Genomic DNA, 20,457 nt, shown 5'->3' on the forward strand with positions numbered 1-20,457 from the left:
GTGTGTCCAGGGAAAGGGGAACTCCGTTCACACCACGATTTGTGCAACAGAGCCCGTAGGCTTGGACCGCCTGCAGCAAGTCGTCAGGCCTGATCTCTTCCTTCATGGCCTCTTCAACCTGGGCAAGGCAGGCCGCTTTGCCGCAAAGTCGACCCAATGGATAGGCTGCCCAAATCTTCTCAGCCTCTTCATCCTCCACCGCGTCCCGCTTGCGCGTAGGTGGTTTATGGATGGTTTTAGAATGGTTCGGGGGCCGTGGTGGCCCCGGTACCCCGGCCACAGTGGCCCCCGTACCGGACCCAGTCTGGACGGGTCCACTGTGGTCCCCGTCTCAATCTCAGGCTCTGCGGTCGGTTCCAGCGCCTCAACCTTAGCCAGATCAATCCGGTAAACGACGGTGAAGCCGTTCTTGCAGGTCCGTGCGCCGGTCTCGACAAGGATGCCTTCCTTCAGGAACGCGCGCACGGTGCGCTTGACTGTGGTCTCGCCTCGCTCCGTATGCCGCTGGATCGTCCCCTTTGAACACCAGATGCCCGACCCATCGTCTGACGCCTTGTCGGCCAGGAACATGATGATCTGTTTGCGCGTTGCGCTGCCAAACTTGCGTTCCGCGCATGTGTTCGCCACCCGCCAACTCATTGGAAGTCCCCAAAGTGCGTAAAGATGTGCGAATTTTGTACAGGATTTGTACGAGATTTCGGCCATTCCCGCCGAATTTGGCGTGAAAGCTCACGGGACTTTCTGCAAGCTCCTGCACAAAGTCCTGTAAATATGCCATATTTTTCAGGTAGCTTTGGTGACCCCGGTTGGATTCGAACCAACAACCTGCCCCTTAGGAGGGGGCTGCTCTATCCAGTTGAGCCACGGGGCCGCTTGGGCAGGGTGTAGCTTGGTGCGTTCATGCGTTCAACTCTCGATAATCCCGGCTGGTGGCAGGCTTGCCCCTTTTCATTTTAGCCCCGTCACGGCACAACGATGGCTCTTGTGGGGAGGATTGCAGCCATGGTGACACTGGCAAAACGCACGTCGCGGCTTGGCACGGAGAGCGCGTTTGAGGTGCTGGCGCGGGCGGGCAAGCTGGCCGCTCAGGGCAGGAGCATCATCAACCTCGGGATCGGCCAGCCAGACTTTCAGACACCGGCGCATATCGTTGAGGCCGGCATAAAGGCGCTGCGCGATGGCCACCACGGCTACACCCCCGCCAATGGCTTGCCCACGCTGCGCGAGGCCGTTGCCGCCGATCTGTATCGCCGCCATGGCGCCGAGGTGAACCCCGACAATGTGGTGGTGCAACCGGGCGGCAAGCCCACCATGTTTTTCGCCTGCATGTTGCTTGGGGAGGAGGGGGCGGAGATCATGTATCCCAACCCCGGCTTCCCGATCTATGAGAGCGTTATCAAGTATTCCGGTGCCACCCCGGTGCCGATTGCCCTGTCTGAGGAAAAGGGCTTTGCCTTTTCTGCCGATGAGGTGCTGGCCCAGATTACGCCGCGCACCCGGCTCATCATCATCAACTCCCCCGCCAACCCCACCGGCGGGGTGACGCCCAAGGACGAGATCGACAAACTGGTGGCGGGCCTCGCCGCGCACCCCGATGTGGTTTTGATGTCAGATGAGATCTATTCCTGCATGCTCTACGGCGGTCGCCAACACGTCTCGCTGCTGAACTATCCCGAAATCCGTGACCGCCTCATCATGCTTGATGGCTGGTCAAAAACCTACGCGATGACGGGCTGGCGCCTCGGCTATGCCGTTTGGCCCGATGCCCTGGTCGAACATGCCACGCGGCTTTGCATCAATGACCATTCCTGCGTGAACGCCGCCACCCAATTTGCCGGGATCGCCGCGCTGGAGGGGCCGCAGGATGCGGTGCATGATATGGTCAAGGCGTTTGATCGCCGCCGGGAGGTTATCGTTTCGGGGTTAAATGCCCTGCCGGGTGTGCGCTGTAGTGATGCCGCCGGGGCGTTTTATGCCTTTCCCAATATCGAGGGCACCGGGCTTTCGGCGCGCGAGGCGCAGGATCGCTTTCTTGAGGAGGCCGGCGTGGCCACCGTCGCGGGCACCAGCTTTGGCGCAAATGGCGAGGGCTACCTGCGGTTCTCCTATGCCAACAGCGAAGACAATATCCGCGAGGCGCTCGCCCGCATCGCCAAGATGCTCTGAGAGGACCCCATGGGATACGCCGCCGCCATTGATGCCATTGCCGATATGCTGGGTGACCGGCTGAAACGCAGCGATGCCGAGCGAAATGCTCACGGGCAGAATGAGGCGCATTTCCCGCTCACCCTGCCCGAAGCTGTCGCTTATCCGCAAAACACCGGCGAAGTCTCGCAGATCATGCAGATCGCCCATGCGGCTGAAATGCCGGTCACGGCTTATGGTACGGGCACGTCGCTTGAAGGGCACCACCTGCCGGTGAAGGGCGGGCTCACGCTGGATATGTCGTTGATGAACCATATCCTTGCGGTGAATGGCGCCGATATGGATGCCACCGTGCAGCCCGGCGTCACCCGATCCCAGCTCAACGCCGAGCTACGCAGCACTGGCCTGTTCTTCCCGATTGATCCGGGGGCAGATGCCTCGCTCGGCGGCATGGCGGCAACCCGCGCTTCGGGCACCATGGCCGTGCGCTACGGCACCATGCGCGAGAATGTTCTGGCCTTGGAGGCGGTGCTTGCCGATGGCCGGGTGATCCGCACCGGCTCGCGCGCCCGCAAATCCTCCTCGGGGTATGATCTTACCCACCTGCTCATCGGCTCCGAGGGCACGCTTGGCATCATCACCGAGCTCACCCTGCGCCTGCACGGCCAGCCAGAGGCGATCTCGGCTGCAACCTGCCGGTTTCCCACCGTGGATGACGCGGTGAACACGGTTATCGCCACCATCCAAACCGGCATTCCCATGGCCCGGATCGAATTGGTGAATGGCGCAATGGTGCGTGGGTTCAACCTGTCCGGCGGGCCGGGCTTGCCTGAAGAGCCGCATCTTTTCCTTGAGTTCTCCGGCTCCGAAAGCGCCGTGGCCGAGCAGGCCGAGCTGTTTGGTGAGGTCTCCGCCGAGTTTGGCGCGCAGGATTTCACCTGGACGGTAAAGCCCGAAGAGCGCAACGCGCTATGGGCCATGCGCCACAACGGGCACCATGCCTCAAAGGCGCTTTTTCCGGGCATGAAAACCATGACAACGGATGTGTGCGTCCCGATTTCCCGGCTTGCAGAGGCAGTATCTGCCGCCGAGTTGAAAGCGGGTGAGCTTGGCCTTGAGCCGGTGATCGTTGGCCATGTGGGGGACGGAAATTACCATTGCACCATCGGGTTTGATCGTGATGACCCGGCGCAAATGGACCGCGCCCATGCCTTCTCACAGCACCTCGCCGAAACCGCTTTGGCGCTTGGCGGAACGGTGAGCGGCGAGCATGGGATCGGTCAGGGCAAGATGAAGTATATGGAAGCCGAACACGGCGACGCGCTTAAGCCGATGCGGGCAATCAAGGCCGCGCTTGACCCAAAGGGCATCCTCAATCCGGGCAAGGTTTTGCCGCAGTAGGGGGCCTTGCGCCTCGCCGCAGGCAGCATCGCCCGCCGGGTTAAAGCAAACGTCCCGGCTTCAAAATGCTGCCCACGGGACGTTGCTTAACGCGGTGGCAGGCGCACAGAGCCATCCAGCCGGATTGTGGTTCCGTTCAGATAGGCATTTTCAATGATGTGCTGCGTCAGCCGCGCATATTCCTCGGGCGCGCCCAGCCGGTGCGGATAGGGGATGTTTGAAACGATCTGCGCCGTGGTTTCTTCGGGCAGGCTTTCCATCATCGGGGTATTGAAAAGGCCCGGCGCAATGGCATTCACCCGGATGCCGGTTTTGGCAAACTCCCGCGCAGCGGGCAGGCACATTGAGGCAATAGCCCCCTTCGAAGCGGCATAGGCAGCCTGGCCAAGCTGGCCGTCTTCATAGGCTGCGGACGCGGTGTTCACGATCACGCCACGCTCCCCGTCAGCGCCCACCGAATCTGCTTCCTGCATCAGCCGGGCGGCGTGTGACATCACGAAATATGTGCCAAACAGGTTCACCCGCAGGACCTTTTCAAAGAGGTCGGTCGAAAGCTTGCCCTCGCGGCCCACGATCCGGGCGGCAAACCCAAGGCCAGCACAGTTGATCGCCATGCGCGGCGCCTTGCCAGCCTCGCTGGCCGCCTTTTCAACGGCGGCCAGCACCGCGGCTTCATCGGATACATCAGCCGGGGTTGCGATGCCGCCAATCTCGCTGGCCACGGCGGCGGCCTTTTCGCTGTCAAAATCCAGCACTGCAACCGTTGCGCCCAGCCCGGCAAGGTGCCTTGCGGTGGCCGCACCCAGCCCGCTGCCGCCACCGGTTACAATGGCGAGGTTTCCTTTGATCTGCATGTCTTTCCTCCTGCAGTTGCTATTCGTCGTCAAACGAAAGGTCGTTCATACCTATTTTTGCTCAGCCGCCGGCCCGCCGTGGCCTGGCTGGCGGCATGACCCCTAAATCGGGATCAGGATCAGCGTGATGATCGGGAAGAGCACCAGCAGCCCAACCCGCACGATATCAGAGCCCACAAACCACATAACGGCCTTGTAGGTTTGCACCATGGGCGTGGACCGGTCCATCTCGTTGATGATGAACAGATTCATCCCCACCGGCGGGGTGATAAGGCCCACTTCCACCACGATCAGTACAAGGATGCCAAACCATATGGCAACCTGCTCCAGATTGGCCCGCGCCAGGGCGGCTTCGTTGGCCCCCCGGATGCCAAGTTCGCGCATCGCGTCGTTGTCCACCACGGCGCCGCTTGCCAGCATTTCCTCAACCGTGCGCACCGCCTCGGGGGTGGCTTCATTGAGGATGGCGGCTATCTGATACTGCGAAAGGGCCACCCCGTCTTGCACCGTTCCAAGGCCAAGCACGGCCATATGCTCATTTGCGCTCGCGAGGGTGCGCTCAAACCTGCGGTCACTGAAGCTCTCTATCGCCCCGGCCCTCAACCCCTCCCATATGGTCTGGCTCTCGGCCAGCATCGCATCAAACCGGGCTGACTGGAGATCAATCAGCGAGACGAGGCCAAAATCGAGGTTGGCAACGATGGGAAAAAAGATCGGGATGGTGAGCAGGATCATCGAGAGGCTGTCCATCAGGCAACCGAATAGGAGGTAGAAGGCGAGGATCAGGACCAGCACCATCCACGGGTTCCAGCCAAGGCCAACGATCGAGGCTGAAAGCTCCTGCGGCAATTGGCTGAGCGCGAGGAACGCATTGTAAAACCCCGCGCCAAGCACGATGAAAAAGATCATCGCCGTGCTCTGCGCCGTCGAGATGATCGCCTCTTTGAAGAGCCTCCAGTTCAGGTTGCCCGAGATCAGCGCGATGATCCCAGTGCCCGCCGCACCCACCGCCGCGCCTTCTGTCGGGGTGAACCAGCCAAGGTAGATCCCCCCCACCACGAGGCCAAAGACCAAAAGCACCGGCCACACGTCAAACAGCGCCTTGAAACGCTCATCCATCGGGATCGGCTCACGCGTGCCGGCGGCATCGGGGTAAAGGCGCACGTAAATGGTGATGGTGATCATGTAGCCAACCGCCGCCAGAAGGCCCGGGAGGAAGGCCGCAAGAAACAGCTTGGCAATGTTCTGCTCGGTGAGGATGGCATAGATCACAAGGATCACCGAGGGCGGGATCAGGATGCCCAGCGTGCCGCCCGCCGCCAGCGTCGCGGTGCTAAACCCGCCGGAGTAGCCATAACGGCGCAATTCCGGCAAGGCGACCCGGCCCATGGTGGCCGCTGTTGCCAGCGAAGACCCGCAGATCGCACCAAAGCCCGCACAGGCCCCCACCGTGGCCATGGCCACACCGCCCTTGCGATGGCCCAGCCAGCTTTCGGCGGCCTTGAACAGCGCCGAAGACATGCCCGAGAGCGTGGCAAACTGGCCCATCAGCAAAAACATCGGGATGATGGTCAGCGAGTAACTGGAAAAGGTCGAATAAACCTCCCCCTTCAGCTTGTTGAGAAACATGCTGCTGTCACCCGTGGCAAAATATAGCCCGCCAAGACCGCAAACCAGCATCGCCAGCCCAATGGGCGCACGCAGAAAGATCATGACAAGCAGGATCGGGAATGAAAGATATCCCAGCTCGAGAAGGCTCAACGCTCCGCTCCCTCAGCGCCGGGCAGCCATTGGCGGCCTGTGGCCAGCTCGGCCCAACGGGCGATGGCAACGTAAACCGCAACAACCGAGGCGGCGATGGCGGCAACAAAGCTTGCCAGATAGGCCCACCAGATGGGGAATTGCAGCATCAGCGAGGTCTCGCCATTGCTGAGCTTGCCCTCAAAGCCTGCGAAAAGCCGCGCGGTGATCAGCAAGATGATGATGCAAAAGACCAGCTCCCAACACGCCATGATGATCATGTTGGCCTTGCGTGACAGGAACGAGGTGAACACATCCACCGTGGCATGGCTGCTGTAAAGCTGCGCCACTGGCAAGAAGGCAAAGATCGCAAAGGCCACCCCCGCTTCAACAACCTCGAAGTCCCCGTTGATGGGGCCAATGCCGATAGAGCGGGCGAAATTGCCAATCGGTTGCAGCACCGCAGCCCAGCCGCTGGCATTTCCCAGCGCGTTCAGCTCCCGGCCCATCACGCTGATGCAGGTCAGGATCACAAGCGCCGTCAGCACGGCCCCGCCGATCAGCGCCATGGTTCTGGCCAGATAGATCATCGCTTTCAGCACGCCGTCCCTCCCCCAACCGCTCCATCATCGCCGGGGCGGTGCGTTCCGTTAGGCCAAAGCGCGTGCTTTGACCAGCCGGGGCACTGTCGTTTGAATTGCGGTTGCTGTGCTTTCGGTTGTGCCGGGGCCACGGCGGGCGTGGCCCCAAACTGGTTTCCGGTTGGCTTTAACCGCCGTGCTCAACGAGCAGCTTTTTGGCTTTTTCCATGAGTCCCGTGCCGTCGAGGCCGTTCTCGTCCATCTCTTTGATCCAAGCCTCTGTGGTGGATTTTGAAGCCGCTTCCCACTCGGCAGCCTGCTCGGGCGTCAGCTCGATGATGTTGTTGCCCATCTCCAGCGCAGTGGCCCGTGGGCCTGCGTCATCTTCCTGCATCTGCTTGCCCGCAAAGGCCGAAAACTCATACCCAGAGTTATCGTCGATCACCTTCTTCAGATCGTCGGGCAGCGCCTCGTATTTGGCTTTGTTCATCGCAAAGATGAAGGTGTTGGTGTAAAGCGCCTTGTCGGGAAACTCGGTATGGTTTTCCACCAGCTCCGACACCTTGAGCCCGCCAACCACTTCCCATGGGATGATCGCGGCCTCCACCACGCCCTTTGAAAGCGATTCCGGGATCGCAGGCACCGGCATCCCAACCGGCGTTGCACCAAGGTTTGCCAAAAGCATGGTGGTCACCCGCGTTGGCGCACGCAGTTTCATGCCCTCCAGATCAGCCACTTCCTCTACCGGGTCCGTGCTGTGGATCACGCCGGGGCCATGCACCCACAGGCCAAGCGGATGGAACGCGGCGAACTCCTCGTCAAACATCTCCTCTTCCGCCAGCGTCCAAAACGCGCGAGACATGGTTTCGGCGTCGGTCATGATGAAGGGCAGCTCAAAAACCTCGGTCCGCGCATACCGGCCCGGGGTGTAGCCGGTAACCGTCCAGATAATGTCGGCGGTGCCGTCGATCACCTGATCAATCAACTCGGGCGGCTTGCCGCCAAGCTGCATCGATGGGAAGTGCTCAATCTTGATGCGGCCATTGCTCTCGGCTTCGATCTTTTCGGCCCAAGGCAAAAGCACGTTCTTGGGCACATTGGCCTGTGCGGGCAAGAACTGGTGCATCCGCAGGGTCACCTCCTGTGCCATCGCGGTGGTTGCAAGGGTCAGGCCCAGTGCCGTGGCGCCCATTGCGCCGATGAGGGTGCGTTTGCTGATCATGGTGTCTCCCTGTCAGAATCGTCGGGGGCTTTTGCGCCTCCGTCTATAGGTGTGGTTCTTGATAAAATGGCAGCGGTCACTGGTTGATGCGCGAAAGGAGCCTCACTCAGGCTGCCCGATGGTCAACGCGATCGGGGCCAGCCCATCAATTCCGCCGGTGAGCTTGTCTCCCGCCACAACCGGGCCAACGCCAGCGGGTGTGCCCGTCAGGATCACGTCACCGGGCTGCAAGTGATAAAAGGTCGACAGGTCCATCACCACGTCAACGCAGCTATGGATCAAATCGCTCAAATGCGCGTCCTGCTTCACCTCGCCATTCAATTCCAAGTGGATGCGCTGCTTGCCCGGCGTGCCAAAATCGACCGCCTTGGTCAACGGTGCAAGCACCGCCGATCCCTCAACATCCTTGCCCAAATCCCATGGGCGCTCCTTCTCACGGGCTTCTTGCTGAAGATCGCGGCGCGTCATATCGAGGCCACAGCCGTAAGCGTATATCGCCCGCTCGGCTTCATCCCGGCTTCCCCGAAAGACCGGCTCCCCAATCGCCACCACCAGCTCCATTTCATAGTGAAAGTTCTCTGTCCCCGGCGGGTAGGGCAGGGTCTCGCCTGAGGGCAGCACCGCGAAGGTGGATTTGGTGAAGTAGAAAGGGGCCTCCGAGTCTACCTCCATGCCCATCTCGGCGGCATGGGCGGCATAGTTTCGGCCCACGCAAAAGATCCGATTCACCGGGTATTTCGCGGCCTCACCCTCCACCGGGATGGATTTCACTTCGGGCGGGGGGAAAAGGTAATCGGTCATCTTTCGCGTTCCTCGTCGTGATCCAGCATCTGGTGCAGCGGCTGGTTATGGATGCGAACGAGAACATCCTCCTCATCCGCGCGATGGGCGATCCTGGCGAAAACCGGAGCGCTTTGCGCTGTTGCAAGCCCAGCCAATTCGCCTGTCGTCTGGCAGTGTGTAGCCTGACAGTCTCACCACATGGAAGCCGCTTGAGCAAAATCACGCACCATGAGGCCCCAAGCCACCCTGCGTGATCGCTGCCCCGATGCAGTTCACAAAGGGTTCTGCACGCCGACCGGGGTGATCAACAGGCCGGGCCTTGGCCAAGCCGCACGCGGTTAAAGCCTTGATCCCGCGCGATAAACGGCCACGAGATCCAGCGCCGCGCCCAGCACGATAATGTCAGCAGGCGCACCCGCCTCCAGCCGCCCCGCTTTCAAGCCCATCAGCGCGGCAGGTCGTCCCGTGGCCATGGCCAGCGCGGTCTCCAGGCTCGTGCCACATTGGGCAACCGCATTGCGCACGGCTTCCAGCAGCACCAGATCAGCCCCCGCCAGCGTGCCATCAGCCAGCGTCAGCCGCCCGTCCCGCCGCAGGATCTCGCGGTCATTCAGGTTGAAGTAGTCCAGCGCCGTGCCCGCCACCGCCATCGCATCGCTCACAAGGTAAATCGCCTCGGGCCGCGCCCGCATCGCCGTCCGCATATTGGCCGGATGCACATGGATGCCATCGCAAATCAGCCCCGCCGCCAGCCGCTCACTGGAAAGGGCGGCACCCACAAGCCCCGGTGTGCGCCCCTGCATCTGGCTCATCGCGTTGAAAAGATGGGTCACAGATCGCGCCCCCGCCCGCTCTGCCGCTGCGGCCTCTTCATAGCTGCATTCCGCATGGCCAAGCGACACCACCGCGCCCGCCGCCACAAGCGCCGCAATCTGCTCAGGCGTGGCGCTGGCCGGGGCAAGCGTGATCAGAAGCGCAGGCAGCGCCTTTGCGGCCTCGCACAAGAGCGCCAGATCATCCGCCTCCATCGCCCGGATCAAAGCGGGCGCATGGGCTCCGGCGCGGCGCGGATCAAGGTGCGGCCCTTCCAGATGCAGCCCGGTTCCGGCCGCTGTCGCCCCGGCAATTGCCGCGCGGGTCGCCTCGGGCCTATCGGTGATGAGTGTGGGCAGCAGGGTTGTTGTGCCCTCGGCCGCATGGGCGGTGCAAATCCGGGCAATGGTTGCGGCGTCAGGCGCGTCGTTCAGCATCACCCCGCCGCCGCCGTTCACCTGTAGATCCACCAAGCCCGGCGCAATCGTCGCTGCGCCAAGGTCTACCCACTCGGCGTTGCCGGGCACCTCTTCTGGCGCAACCACACCCAGGCAAACCCCGCCTTCAACCAGCAGCACCCGGCCCTTGCAAAGCACCTTGCCGTCATGCAGCGCCGCCGCGCGGTAGGCCACCAGGCTCATGCCGCCTCCTTCGCCAGTGCAAGTGCGCCATCCAGCGCCGAGGCTTCAGCAGGGACCAGCGCCGCCTGCATTTCATCAGGCAAATGCGGCCCATAGCTTGGCCCCAATCCCCCTGCGAGGCACAAAACATCACCCTCGCGCCAGCCCAGCCCCAGCAGGCCCCGCGCAATGTAATCGGCCCCCTGCACCACGATATACCGCGCCGCAGCATCACCCTTGCCATCGGCGTCAAATATCCTTGGGGCGAGCTTGGCAAAATCCGCCGGTTGGGCGGTGCCCGCAAAGGCGATAATTCCGGCAGGCCCGCCAAACTCGTGGCGCAAGGCTTTGGTCAGGGGGGAACCGGGCGTCAGCCCATCTTCCGCCGCCAGCACCGCACGCAGCGCCTCTCGCCCGGCCCATGCGCCGCTTGCCTCATCGCCAAGCACCAGCCCATGCCCGCCGGTGGCCACAAAGCTCTGATCCGCGCCTTGCCGTGCCAGATAAGAGCCGGTGCCAATCCCGGCGACAAACCCCGCCTTCGGCCCTAAAGCACCGCGCACCGCGGCTCGCCGGTCCTCTTCCACCACCAGCCGTTCCAGCGGCAGGCTGCGGGCCAGCGCACTGGCCATATCCTCTGAAATTATCCCGGCGAGGCCAAAATAGGCAGGCACCTGCGCCAGATCGCCAATGATCAGCCCGGCCTGCTCTGTTACCCGGCTCAACAGATGTGCAAGCACCTCCTCAGCGCCGCACCGGTCGGTTGAAACATTGGCCGGTCCGCCCACCACCTCAAAGCGGGCACCATCCCAGATCAGCGCCATCCGGCAGCCGCTGCCGCCCCCGTCACAGCCCAGCGCCCGTGTGCTTGTGTTCTGCTCATCCTGCATGGATCATGTATGGCAGAGACGCCCGCAAATAAAAGAGGCGAGGCGCGGGTTACGCTCCCTCAACCCTTCCCTGCGCGCGCCTGGTCAAAGCTGGTTCGCAACACCGAAGGCACTGCCCACGATCGAAAAGACCGTGCGCGCCGAGGTCACGGGCGATTCCGTCACCAGCACCGTATCCTGCGGGTGGATCGCAAACTTCTCGGCCGAGAAAAGCCCATCCGCCGTTGTCAGGTCAATGGTGAACACCGTGCGCGCGTTTTCCGGCCCGGCAATTCCGTCAGGGCGCACAGCGCCTGAGCCATAGTTGCGCAGCACCAGCACACCCTTCGGGTTGGCCCGCTGGTCAGACAGCCCGCCAAACATCGACACCGCATCAAGCGCCGAAATATGTTCCTTGTCGAAGTAGAAAATCTGCTCGGCGCCACTGGCCCCCAGCGAGCGGAAGTAGCGGTCATCGCTCACCAGTGCCACCTTGTCGCCACCCGTCAACGAAGTGTCGAGGCTGGGGTTGTCATAAAGCCGCTGGAGCGAGGTCGCATAGGTGTGGCCCCCCCGGATGAGCCGCACACGCGGGTTGCGCAGCGTGGCCTGCGGCCCGCCGCCCTGCGCGATCAGGTTCAACACGGTAAACTTGCCTTCGGGCAGCGGCACCGTGCCCGGCGCGTTAACGCCGCCCACCAGCGATACCACGCTCTGGGTGCTCGTCATGATCGCAATCTGAACCTGCGCCGAAGGCACAATCTCAATCATCGCGCGCTCCAACTGGCGGCGGGCCGCATCGGGTGTTTTGCCCGAAATGCGCTGCTCCCCGAGGTAAGGCACAAAGATCTGGCCATTCCCGTTGACCCGCATGTTGCGCATCTCCACCAGCTTCTGACCTTCAGAGGTGAGCAGCGAATTGTCTTCGCTGTCCCACACCACAAGATCCACCCGGTCATAGGGCTTGATCAACTGTGACCCAGCACCACCGCCGCCCTTGAGCCAGCCGTCAGAGCGGATCGAAGTGCCGGTATAGGGCCAGTTGGCAAAGCGCGGCAGCAAAGCGCGCGTTACGGGATAAACCGCGATGGATGGGTTCTCGGCGTCCTGCTCGCGCAGAACTTCCGATTGAATCGCCGCGCCACGAGGCAGGGTGCAACCCGCCACAAGCAGGCAGACCAACATAGGCCGAATGAGCTTGATCACCATATCCCCCGAACTGGTGCGTCCCGCCTTGGTGGCAGGTTTGATCCACAAAATACGGTGTGCAGTGGGCAAAGGTCAACCTAGATGAAGTGGGCAAAACAAGGGGTTTACGCTGTGCCGCACTTATCCACAGCCCCGCACGCGCTGCCTCCCCTCTCCAACAGGCCCAAAACGCCGCCTGCGCCGCGATCCTTCGTATTTGATATGTGTCTTCGCGGTTAAGCCCGGTTTCGCCACAAACCCGTCCCGCATCTCGCCCCGCGTCGGCGGCATTCCTGCCCTCAAGATACAAAGCTGGAGTGGGCAATGTCTGGTATCAAATTCATCGGGTCTATCGCTGGCGCAGTTCCGGGCATGGAGCTGAACTTCGGTTCCCTCAACAACGGCGAAAACGGGGTCACACTGGTTGACGCCGGGTCGTTCAACTGGGAGGGCCTCAACGCCGCAGGCAACGGCCTCGCCACCGAAGCAGATGGCGGCAACCTCAGCAATAAAACCAGCTTTGATTTCTTCGGCACCACCGTGAAGCTGCCCGACGCGGCGCTTGATGCGGCGCTGGCGGCTGCCGAAGCGGGCGAAACCGGCTCGGCGAAGGTTTACTTCAACAACGCGGCCAGCTTTGGAACCACGGGCAACCTGCTCTGCACCACGATTGATGGCACCACCTTCGCTTTCATCTCGGCACAAAACGGCGCGGGCGTCGCGGTGTATCAGGTATCCACCGCCGAGCCGCGCCTCACCCCGGTGGGCGAAGTCACCGACAACGATATCGCCTACGCTGAGGGCATCGCCGCGATGACCGTCGCCGAAGTTAACGGCGAAACCTTCCTCTATGTGGGCTCCGCCACCGAGAACGGCATCACCGGTTATTCCGTAACCTCCACAGGCGGGCTGATCGAGGTTGAGCACTTCGGCACCCAGCAAAGCCTGCCGGTGCAAACCATCACCGCGATGGATAGCGCCACCGTTTCAGGCACCGAATATGTCGTCGCCGGGGCCATGGGCAGCTCCTCGCTCACCGTTCTGGCGGTTGAAAGCGATGGCATGCTCACCGCCGAACAGCACCTGATTGACAGCATGGACACCCGCTTTGGCAACCTCACCGCGCTGGAGGTTATCGAGGTTTGCGAAGGCCGCAGCCTGGTGATTGCCGCTGGGGCCGATGGTGGCTTCTCGATCTTCGCGCTCACCCCGGCTGGCGAGCTTATCCACCTCGAAAGCTTTGAAGGCACCGCCGAGGTTCCGGTTGATCGCGTCACCTCCATCGCCGCAACCGAGGTGGGCGACACGCTCGAAATCTTCCTCACCTCTGAGGGCGACGCAGGGGTGCTGCAATTCACCTATGATATCTCCGATTATGCCGTGGCGTTCAGCATCACCTCCGGCAGCACCACGGGCAGCGACGCCGCCGATCTGCTGATGGCCACCACCGGCCACTCCACCCTGCGCGCCGAAGGCGGCAACGATGTGCTGGTGGATGGCGATGGGCGTGACCATCTTTATGGCGGCGCGGGTGCCGACATTTTCGTGCTGCACTCCGGCGATACCTATACCGACCGCATCCATGATTATGAGTTCGGCCTCGATACGATCGACCTGTCGAGCTGGAACATGCTCTATTCGGTCGCGCAATTCTCGATCAAAGAGATTGATGGCGGCGGGCTGAGCCTCACTTGGGGGCAGGATAGGGTCGAAATTTACCCCGCCGATGGCTCCACCCTCACCCTCGATGACGTCTGGAATATGGATTTCACCTTCATGTCCACCTACGAAGTCGAGCGCGGCCCGCTGCAAATTGCCGAGGCCGAGGATGACCCTGACACCGGAACAGACCCACAGGCCGGTGAAACACTCATGGGGCATGACGGCGCCAACACGCTTGTTGGAGGCACCGGCAACGACACCTTCGAAGGCTTCGGTGGCGATGATATCTTTGTGTCTGGCGGTGGTTCAGATACCTTCAACGGTGGCGACGGCCTTGATATCGTCAGCTACGCGGCCGACGACCAAAGGGTGAAGGTCAACTTTTCCAACCCCGCCCAAAACAGTGGCCTCGCCGGAAATGACAGCTTTGACTCGATCGAAGGCGTGATCGGCAGCAGCAAGAACGACACCTTCGTAGGGGACGCGGGCGACAACTACTTTGAGGGCAGCGGCGGGGCCGATTGGCTCGACGGCGGCGCAGGCAATGATGTGCTCTACGGTGGCGACATGTCAGACTCGCTCCTAGGCCGCGATGGCGATGACGTGCTCTACGGCGGCAGCGGAAATGACAATATGGCCGCATCCGACGGTGACGACATTCTCTACGGTGGTGATGGCAATGACGGCATGGGCGGCGGCTTTGGCAACGATGCGCTCTATGGCGGTGAGGGCGATGACTGGATGGGCGCTGGCCCCGGCCACGACATCATGGAAGGCAACGGCGGCGATGACAAAATGTCAGCCGGGTGGGGCAGCGATACCCTCTACGGCGGCGACGGCGACGACCACATGGCCGGCAGCTATGGCCACGATTACATCGACGGCGGCAACGGCAACGACATTATTGGCGGCGGTCTGGGAAAAGACGAAATCTACGGCGGAACCGGCAATGATTCAGTCGGTGCGGGCGATGATGATGATCGCATATATGGCAACGATGGCCACGATATCCTGAACGGCGGTAACGGCGACGACTACATCAATGGCGGAGCCGGGCGCGACACAATCAACGGCGGTGAGGGCGATGACGTGATGACGGGCGGCGGCTGGGCCGATACCTTCCAGTTTTATATCAAGGATGCAGGCGCAATTGATGTGATCACTGATTTTAACGTCAGCCAGGACGTGATCAGCCTGCGCTTCGTCGGCGGCATCAACGATTCGGTCAAGTTCAACAGCCTCGACCTCAGCCAGCAGGGGGACGATGTGTATCTTGATTGGCAGGACCAGACGATCATCCTTGAGAACGTGTCGCTCTCGGATCTCTCTGCCGATCAGTTCGATTTTGTGTAACAGGAAGCGAGCCGCGCCTTCAGGGTTTACCCGCCAGAGGCACCGCTTTTTGCCATCATGTTCTGATGGTGGCGCACGGCTTCTCTCACGTCGGTGTAATAGGTGGCATGCCCACCATCCAGAACCACCGCATGGTCACACAGCCGCTGAACCTGCCCCAGCGCATGGCTCACAAAAACCGCGCCCGCTTCTTTGAGCCTCGCACGCAAAAGCGCCTCTGACTTGGCCTTGAACGAAGCATCCCCCACCGCCGTGATCTCGTCGATCAGATAGGTGTCAAACTGGATGCCCATAGAAACGCCAAACGCCAATCTGGAGCGCATCCCGCTGGAATAGGTTCGCACCGGCATCCTGAAATGGCTGCCCAGCTCGGAAAAATCCTCGGTGAAGGCAACCAGATCATCCGTGTCCACCCCATAAACCCGGCCAATGAAACGGGTGTTTTGCAGCCCGGACAACTCGGGGTGGAAGGAGCCAGCATATCCCACCGGCCATGAGACGGTTCCATGCACCACAACCTCGCCCTCGTCCGGCTCCATTGCCCCAGAGATCATCCGCAACAGGCTCGATTTTCCGGCACCGTTGCGGCCCAGAACGCCCACAGCTGTGCGGGCCGGGAAGGTAAAGTTGAGGCCATCGGCCACCACGGTTTCCTTGCCGTCTACCCGGTAGGCTTTTGATAGGTTTCGCAGCTCGATCATCGCTTCGCTACCTCCGTCCGCTGCCCGCTCACCGCCGGTCGCGCAGCGAATAGTAGATCATCGCAAGGATGATCCAGCCGGTAAGAAGCGCCCCCAAAAGCGTAAGCAGGATGACCCATCGGCGCGGATATTCCGCCGTTTCCGCAAGTTCAGGCTCGACGAATGTTGCCAGATACAGCGATTGGCGCTGTGCTGCTGCGGTGGCGGCATCAAAGCCCGCCAGCGCGGCAACGTAAGCCTCCTCGGCAAATTTCCGGTCCACCGCCAGCGCTTCATACTGGCTGACAATCTGTGAATAGGCTTCCTGCTCCTGCGAGCTTTCGCTGTCTTCCGAAAAGCGCGCGCGCTCTGCACGGATACGGTTGCGGATCACATCCACACGGCGCTCCCCCTGCACGATACGCGGATCATCGGCGCGGCTGTTCTGGCGCAGCAGATCCAGCTCGATCAGCGCGTCCGCCAGTTCGGCTTGAAGCGTGTTGAGCAGGCCCATCCGGCCCTGAATATCGGCCTCGGGATCAACGATCTGGTTCTTGGTGCGAAACGCGGTGATCGCCGAGCGGGCCACTTTCAACCGCTCGATCGCCTTGTCGAGTTCTTCGCGCGCATAGCGCGTGGCATCCTCGCGGGCGGTTTCCGAAAGGGCGTTGATGGTGCGGGTGCTCTCACTGCGGATTGCCTCGGCAATCGCCAGCGCCTCTTCGGGCGTGAAAGCCCGCACCCTGATCTCGATAAGCCCACTGGACCTGTCAAAATAAACATCAACCATCGTGTTCCAATAGTCGGTCAGCGCCTCGATCCGGGTATCCTCGCCAAGCGCGAAAAAGGGATCGTTGTCGCGCGAATAGGCGGCCACCAGATCAACCTTGCCATTCACCGCACGCACCATGTTGGCGCTCTGAATGTATTCAAACAGGATATCGGTGTCATTGCTGCCGGTCCCGGCAAGCTGGGTAATCCCGCCCAAAATCTCAATGGCCGTGCTGGTTTCTTCCTTGCGCACCGAAAAACCAACACGCGTGGCGTATTGGTCATCCGCGATGGCGAACAGGTAGATCCCCGCCGCCGCCACGGGCAGCGCCACGATCAAAAGAAACGATAGCATAAGCCCAAAATGACGCCGCCTCGCGCGGGCACGCCCGGCTGGTTTGCGCGTGGGAAGCTGTGCAGCGCCGTCTCCGCCCGCTGCGGCAACACCCGCACCGGCAGCGTTGGGGGCCGGTCCAACCCGACGCTTGGGCATAGCCATGGGCCCGGGCTTCGCACTCATCGCTGGGTCGTTGGGGGCCTTGTCTTCCAAGCGCGTGCCCTTCATTCTGCCGCCACTGTCCGAAAGAGGCTTATCAAACCTTGCATAAGGGTGCCAGTTCCCACGATGGCCAACACTGAAGAAATGGCATCCTTGCCGAACCGGCCCGCCAGACCTGCACGTTTTCGCACATGGCGCACCGTACTGGCGCTGTTTATCCGTGAAATGTCGACCACCTATGGGCGCAGCGCGGCAGGGTATTTATGGGCCGTGCTTGAGCCGGTGGCCGGGATTGCGCTGCTTTCGGTGATCTTCTCCCTTGCCCTGCGCGCGCCGTCGCTCGGCACCAATTTTCCGCTGTTTTACGCGTCGGGGATGCTTCCCTTTGTCGCCTACATGGACGTGAGCAACAAGGTTTCCACCTCGCTGCGCTTTTCCAAGCAACTGCTGTTCTACCCCGGCGTCACTTATCTTGACGCCTTGCTTGCGCGCTTCTTGCTCAATGCGCTCACCCAGGCGCTGGTGTTTTTCATCCTGCTGTCGGCGATCATCTGGGCCTATGACCTCAAGCTCATCCTTGATGTGCCGTCCATCGCGCTGGGCTTTGCCATGGCCTTCTGGCTGGCTCTCGGGATCGGCACGCTCAATTGCTACCTGCTCTCAACCTACCCCTCATGGGAGCGGACATGGGCCATCCTCAACAGGCCGATGTTCATCGTCTCCTGCATCTTCTTCATCTTTGATGACGTGCCCCAGCCCTATCAGGATTGGCTGTGGTGGAATCCGTTGATCCATATCGTGGGGCAGGTGCGTGGCGGGATTTATGCAACCTATGACAACGGCTATGTTTCGGCAGGCTATGTGTTTGCGATCGGGGCCGTAACGCTGGCCCTGGGCCTGGTGTTCCTGCGCCGCTACCACCGCGACATCATCAACTTCTAAGGCCCGCCACCGCTGCTTCAGATGAAGTCAAAGGCATCCGCGTCAAACGGTCCAACCTGCTGCGCCGTCTCCCGTTCCATCTCTAGCGGACCCGCATAAAGGGCCTCGGCGCTGGACGCGCCCTCCGGCATCTTTGCGGCGTTCAAGTCATCGCGCACCACGTCGACATCCATCACAATCACATTATTACCCAGCACACGATCCGCGCCAGAACCCGGTGATGACATTCTCGATCACGCTGGTCGCGGACACTACCACATTGGCGGTCTGCCCGCCAAAATCGCTGATGCCGCCCCCCACGCTGCGCGGGGGGCCATAAAGCTCCCACATGGCGGCGATATCCGCGATCATTGGGGTTATCGCCACACCGCTGCCACCCATCCCCGCCTTGTTTGGCGAGAAGTAGGACACCACCGTCATCAGCGTGGTGTCATTGTCAAAGTGGTTGTCGGCGCCCCACAAGGCATAGCCGTTGTAATTGCCCCAAGCCCGCCGGGGCAGCCTCACCGCGCAGCTTTCATGGGTTGGCCTGTTCTGGCGGGGCCTGGCCCTGAGGTTGCGGTGCTGTTTCAGGCGATAGTTTTGGGGTGCGACCAAGGGGAGGCTGGACGGCGCTTGTGGAAATGCGTTATCTGCGACGGCAACAGGATTTTCGGGAGGCCCAAATGGCTGATCATAAGCATGGCGAGATGGATTGCTCCGAGCAGCAGAAAACTTTTGACGGCTTCATCAGCTTTGTCACCAAATCCACGATTGGGATTATCGTTTTTCTGATCTTTCTGGCGCTGGTCAACGGCTGATCTTCCGCGAGCGGTTTGATCGGCAGGGACGGTTTTATGCGGTGCGGGGCTACCATTGATTCGCGCCCGGTACGGCTGATGCCGGGGGTCTTCCCGCCGATGATGGTCAGCCGGGAAAAGACTTGGCGTTAGGGGAACCGCTTTGGCCGCCATGCTGCCCATTGCATCAGGCGCGGCAAAACGAGCGCGGTTGACAGATGGCACCTTGATCGCTGGCAAAAAGCGGGCGTGCGGATTATCCTGCACGCTAGGGGTTGAACAACCGGATCGCGGCTTCTGCCCGGCCAACCTTTTTGAGCAATATCAAATCGCCGGATCGGAATTGTGCAAGACTTCTTCGTGAAAGGAGTCGCAGATGTTCACGAGTGCGGTGAAACTTTTCTCTATCGGTGGCTTTGACATAAAGATCGACCCAAGCTGGCTGATTATCGCTGCGATCATCACATGGAGCCTTGGCCAGCACTATTTTCCCTACACGTTTCCGGGTGAAAGCGCGGGCAGTTACCTGATTATGGCGGTCGTCGCCATGCTCTTGTTCTTCGCCTCGCTCCTGCTGCACGAACTGGCACATTCCGTCGTGGCCAGACGCTTTGGCCTGCGGATCGGGGGCATCACCCTGTTCCTGTTCGGCGGCGTTGCCGAGTTGGAGAGCGAGCCACGATCGGCGATGGAGGAGTTTTGGGTCGCGGTTGCGGGGCCGGTGATGAGCCTTGGACTCTCGGTTGGGTTCTGGTTTTTAGGCGTAATTGCCCGGCTTTCCCAAAACCTTGAAGCGGCGGCAGTGGTGCTTTCGTACCTTGCGACGATCAACCTGATCCTCGCGGTCTTCAATCTGGTGCCTGCTTTCCCGCTTGATGGCGGGCGCATCCTGCGGGCGTGGCTGTGGCACCGCCGTGGTGACATCCTGCGGGCGACCGAGACAGCGACGAAGGCCGGTATCATCTTTGCCTATGCCCTGATGGGTCTTGGGCTTTTGGCCCTGTTTCAGGGCGCGGTGGTTAGCGCGATCTGGCAGATGATGATCGGCGGGTTCCTTTTGATGGCCGCGCGATCCGCCTATCAACAGCAGGTCACGCGCGCGGTGTTCACGGGCCGGGTTGTGGGCGATCTGATGCAGCGCAGGCCGATCACGGTGGGGCCGGAGCGCAGGCTTTCGGATGTTGTCAATCAGGTTGTGCTGCGCCATGGCGTCAGCTTCGTTCCGGTCATTGAAAACGACGTTCTTCTTGGTCATATCGACCAAGCGATGATTTCCGGCATTGATCGGGAGCATTGGTCAAGCACGCGCGTGGGAGATGTGTTTGCAGGGTTGGATGAGGCCGCGACCACCACGCCCGAAACGCCGATACAGGACCTGATGGCGACCATCACGAAAACCGGTCAACGCAAGTTTCTGGTTGTCAAAGATCATCGCCTTGTTGGCGTTATTTCCCTGTCGGACATCATCCGGCATTTGCAGCTTTCGGACCTCGCAGTCGCCCAATCGCACCAATCATCCTTGTCTTGACCGGCGTTTTTCGCAACCCTGCTCGGA

At 61.2% G+C, this 20,457-nt stretch carries 18 protein-coding genes, 1 tRNA gene and 1 pseudogene; 6 read left to right on the top strand and 14 right to left on the bottom strand.

Translation table 11 applies throughout. From position 1 onward, the window contains the following. Both P1U55_RS09100 and P1U55_RS09105 read right to left on the bottom strand, forming a co-directional pair. Positions 1-199, bottom strand: a pseudogene (locus P1U55_RS09100) (hypothetical protein); the annotation flags it as partial. A gap of 595 nt (positions 200-794) precedes the next feature. Continuing rightward, a tRNA-Arg gene (locus P1U55_RS09105) sits at positions 795-871 on the bottom strand. A 131-nt stretch (positions 872-1,002) separates the two neighbouring features. Here P1U55_RS09105 and P1U55_RS09110 point away from each other — a divergent pair. Continuing rightward, complete coding sequence (locus P1U55_RS09110) at positions 1,003-2,166, top strand: pyridoxal phosphate-dependent aminotransferase (protein WP_301047261.1); 1,164 nt, start codon at positions 1,003-1,005, stop codon at positions 2,164-2,166. 9 nt (positions 2,167-2,175) lie between these two features. Continuing rightward, complete coding sequence (locus P1U55_RS09115; RefSeq protein WP_301047262.1) at positions 2,176-3,546, top strand: FAD-linked oxidase C-terminal domain-containing protein; 1,371 nt, start codon at positions 2,176-2,178, stop codon at positions 3,544-3,546. Between the two features lie 86 nt (positions 3,547-3,632). Here the strand turns inward: P1U55_RS09115 and P1U55_RS09120 are convergent, their stop codons facing one another. The 8 genes from P1U55_RS09120 to P1U55_RS09155 form a co-directional block, all read right to left on the bottom strand. Further along, positions 3,633-4,400, bottom strand: coding sequence for an SDR family NAD(P)-dependent oxidoreductase (locus P1U55_RS09120; protein WP_301047263.1), 768 nt, complete (start codon positions 4,398-4,400; stop codon positions 3,633-3,635). Between the two features lie 102 nt (positions 4,401-4,502). Further along, positions 4,503-6,161 (bottom strand): TRAP transporter large permease, encoded by a 1,659-nt coding sequence (locus tag P1U55_RS09125; RefSeq protein ID WP_301047264.1) that lies wholly within the window; start codon positions 6,159-6,161, stop codon positions 4,503-4,505. Further along, complete coding sequence (locus P1U55_RS09130) at positions 6,158-6,742, bottom strand: TRAP transporter small permease subunit (RefSeq protein ID WP_301047265.1); 585 nt, start codon at positions 6,740-6,742, stop codon at positions 6,158-6,160. The genes P1U55_RS09125 and P1U55_RS09130 overlap by 4 nt, the downstream gene beginning before the upstream one ends. A 166-nt stretch (positions 6,743-6,908) precedes the next feature. Next, the gene (locus tag P1U55_RS09135) at positions 6,909-7,943 is read right to left on the bottom strand and encodes a TRAP transporter substrate-binding protein (protein ID WP_301047266.1); all 1,035 of its coding nucleotides are present in this window, start codon (positions 7,941-7,943) and stop codon (positions 6,909-6,911) included. 102 nt (positions 7,944-8,045) lie between these two features. Further along, positions 8,046-8,744, bottom strand: coding sequence for a fumarylacetoacetate hydrolase family protein (locus tag P1U55_RS09140; protein WP_301047267.1), 699 nt, complete (start codon positions 8,742-8,744; stop codon positions 8,046-8,048). 320 nt (positions 8,745-9,064) lie between these two features. Next, the gene (gene nagA, locus P1U55_RS09145) at positions 9,065-10,180 is read right to left on the bottom strand and encodes an N-acetylglucosamine-6-phosphate deacetylase (RefSeq protein ID WP_301047268.1); all 1,116 of its coding nucleotides are present in this window, start codon (positions 10,178-10,180) and stop codon (positions 9,065-9,067) included. Next, positions 10,177-11,049: a BadF/BadG/BcrA/BcrD ATPase family protein gene (locus tag P1U55_RS09150; protein ID WP_301047269.1), complete on the bottom strand. Its 873-nt coding sequence runs from the start codon at positions 11,047-11,049 to the stop codon at positions 10,177-10,179. Before P1U55_RS09150 ends, nagA begins: the two co-directional genes overlap by 4 nt. 84 nt (positions 11,050-11,133) lie before the next feature. Beyond that, entirely contained in the window at positions 11,134-12,237 is a 1,104-nt protein-coding gene (locus P1U55_RS09155; RefSeq protein ID WP_301047270.1) for a polysaccharide biosynthesis/export family protein, read from the bottom strand. Between the two features lie 303 nt (positions 12,238-12,540). Between P1U55_RS09155 and P1U55_RS09160 the strand changes: the two genes are divergently transcribed. Then, positions 12,541-15,231 (top strand): calcium-binding protein, encoded by a 2,691-nt coding sequence (locus P1U55_RS09160; protein WP_301047271.1) that lies wholly within the window; start codon positions 12,541-12,543, stop codon positions 15,229-15,231. Positions 15,232-15,257: 26 nt separating this feature from the next. Here P1U55_RS09160 and P1U55_RS09165 read toward each other — a convergent pair whose 3' ends face one another. After that, the gene (locus tag P1U55_RS09165) at positions 15,258-15,932 is read right to left on the bottom strand and encodes an ABC transporter ATP-binding protein (RefSeq protein ID WP_301047272.1); all 675 of its coding nucleotides are present in this window, start codon (positions 15,930-15,932) and stop codon (positions 15,258-15,260) included. Between the two features lie 28 nt (positions 15,933-15,960). Beyond that, positions 15,961-17,037 carry a sugar transporter gene (locus tag P1U55_RS09170; RefSeq protein WP_301047273.1) on the bottom strand — a complete coding sequence of 359 codons (1,077 nt, stop codon included), beginning with the start codon at positions 17,035-17,037 and terminating at the stop codon, positions 15,961-15,963. A 270-nt stretch (positions 17,038-17,307) separates the two neighbouring features. Between P1U55_RS09170 and P1U55_RS09175 the strand changes: the two genes are divergently transcribed. Continuing rightward, positions 17,308-18,123, top strand: a complete 816-nt coding sequence (locus P1U55_RS09175; RefSeq protein WP_366943038.1) for an ABC transporter permease — start codon at positions 17,308-17,310, stop codon at positions 18,121-18,123. 17 nt (positions 18,124-18,140) lie between these two features. On the opposite strand, the gene P1U55_RS09180 is transcribed toward P1U55_RS09175, so the two are convergent. Together P1U55_RS09180 and P1U55_RS09185 are read right to left on the bottom strand one after the other, a co-directional pair. Next, positions 18,141-18,296, bottom strand: a complete 156-nt coding sequence (locus tag P1U55_RS09180; RefSeq protein ID WP_301047274.1) for a hypothetical protein — start codon at positions 18,294-18,296, stop codon at positions 18,141-18,143. 13 nt (positions 18,297-18,309) lie between these two features. Next, positions 18,310-18,630 (bottom strand): hypothetical protein, encoded by a 321-nt coding sequence (locus P1U55_RS09185; RefSeq protein ID WP_301047275.1) that lies wholly within the window; start codon positions 18,628-18,630, stop codon positions 18,310-18,312. Positions 18,631-18,788: 158 nt separating this feature from the next. Here P1U55_RS09185 and P1U55_RS09190 point away from each other — a divergent pair, with 158 nt between their 5' ends. After that, a complete protein-coding gene (locus P1U55_RS09190; protein WP_301047276.1) occupies positions 18,789-18,923 on the top strand; it encodes an aa3-type cytochrome c oxidase subunit IV in 135 nt (44 codons plus the stop codon). A gap of 355 nt (positions 18,924-19,278) precedes the next feature. Then, positions 19,279-20,430, top strand: a complete 1,152-nt coding sequence (locus P1U55_RS09195) for a site-2 protease family protein (RefSeq protein WP_301047277.1) — start codon at positions 19,279-19,281, stop codon at positions 20,428-20,430. The last annotated feature ends 27 nt before the right edge of the window (positions 20,431-20,457 follow it).

It is taken from the genome of Vannielia sp. (assembly GCF_029212645.1).
Lineage (GTDB): Bacteria > Pseudomonadota > Alphaproteobacteria > Rhodobacterales > Rhodobacteraceae > Vannielia.

What these genes read in the sequence shown, in the direction of transcription:
- P1U55_RS09110 (WP_301047261.1), top strand. Translation starts at nt 1,003, where the DNA reads ATGGTGACACTGGCAAAACGCACGTCGCGGCTTGGCACGGAGAGCGCG.
- P1U55_RS09115 (WP_301047262.1), top strand. Translation starts at nt 2,176, where the DNA reads ATGGGATACGCCGCCGCCATTGATGCCATTGCCGATATGCTGGGTGAC.
- P1U55_RS09120 (WP_301047263.1), bottom strand. Translation starts at nt 4,400, where the DNA reads ATGCAGATCAAAGGAAACCTCGCCATTGTAACCGGTGGCGGCAGCGGG.
- P1U55_RS09135 (WP_301047266.1), bottom strand. Translation starts at nt 7,943, where the DNA reads ATGATCAGCAAACGCACCCTCATCGGCGCAATGGGCGCCACGGCACTG.
- P1U55_RS09140 (WP_301047267.1), bottom strand. Translation starts at nt 8,744, where the DNA reads ATGACCGATTACCTTTTCCCCCCGCCCGAAGTGAAATCCATCCCGGTG.
- nagA (WP_301047268.1), bottom strand. Translation starts at nt 10,180, where the DNA reads ATGAGCCTGGTGGCCTACCGCGCGGCGGCGCTGCATGACGGCAAGGTG.
- P1U55_RS09150 (WP_301047269.1), bottom strand. Translation starts at nt 11,049, where the DNA reads ATGCAGGATGAGCAGAACACAAGCACACGGGCGCTGGGCTGTGACGGG.
- P1U55_RS09155 (WP_301047270.1), bottom strand. Translation starts at nt 12,237, where the DNA reads ATGGTGATCAAGCTCATTCGGCCTATGTTGGTCTGCCTGCTTGTGGCG.
- P1U55_RS09160 (WP_301047271.1), top strand. Translation starts at nt 12,541, where the DNA reads ATGTCTGGTATCAAATTCATCGGGTCTATCGCTGGCGCAGTTCCGGGC.
- P1U55_RS09165 (WP_301047272.1), bottom strand. Translation starts at nt 15,932, where the DNA reads ATGATCGAGCTGCGAAACCTATCAAAAGCCTACCGGGTAGACGGCAAG.
- P1U55_RS09170 (WP_301047273.1), bottom strand. Translation starts at nt 17,037, where the DNA reads ATGCTATCGTTTCTTTTGATCGTGGCGCTGCCCGTGGCGGCGGCGGGG.
- P1U55_RS09175 (WP_366943038.1), top strand. Translation starts at nt 17,308, where the DNA reads ATGGCCAACACTGAAGAAATGGCATCCTTGCCGAACCGGCCCGCCAGA.
- P1U55_RS09180 (WP_301047274.1), bottom strand. Translation starts at nt 18,296, where the DNA reads ATGGATGTCGACGTGGTGCGCGATGACTTGAACGCCGCAAAGATGCCG.
- P1U55_RS09190 (WP_301047276.1), top strand. Translation starts at nt 18,789, where the DNA reads ATGGCTGATCATAAGCATGGCGAGATGGATTGCTCCGAGCAGCAGAAA.
- P1U55_RS09195 (WP_301047277.1), top strand. Translation starts at nt 19,279, where the DNA reads ATGTTCACGAGTGCGGTGAAACTTTTCTCTATCGGTGGCTTTGACATA.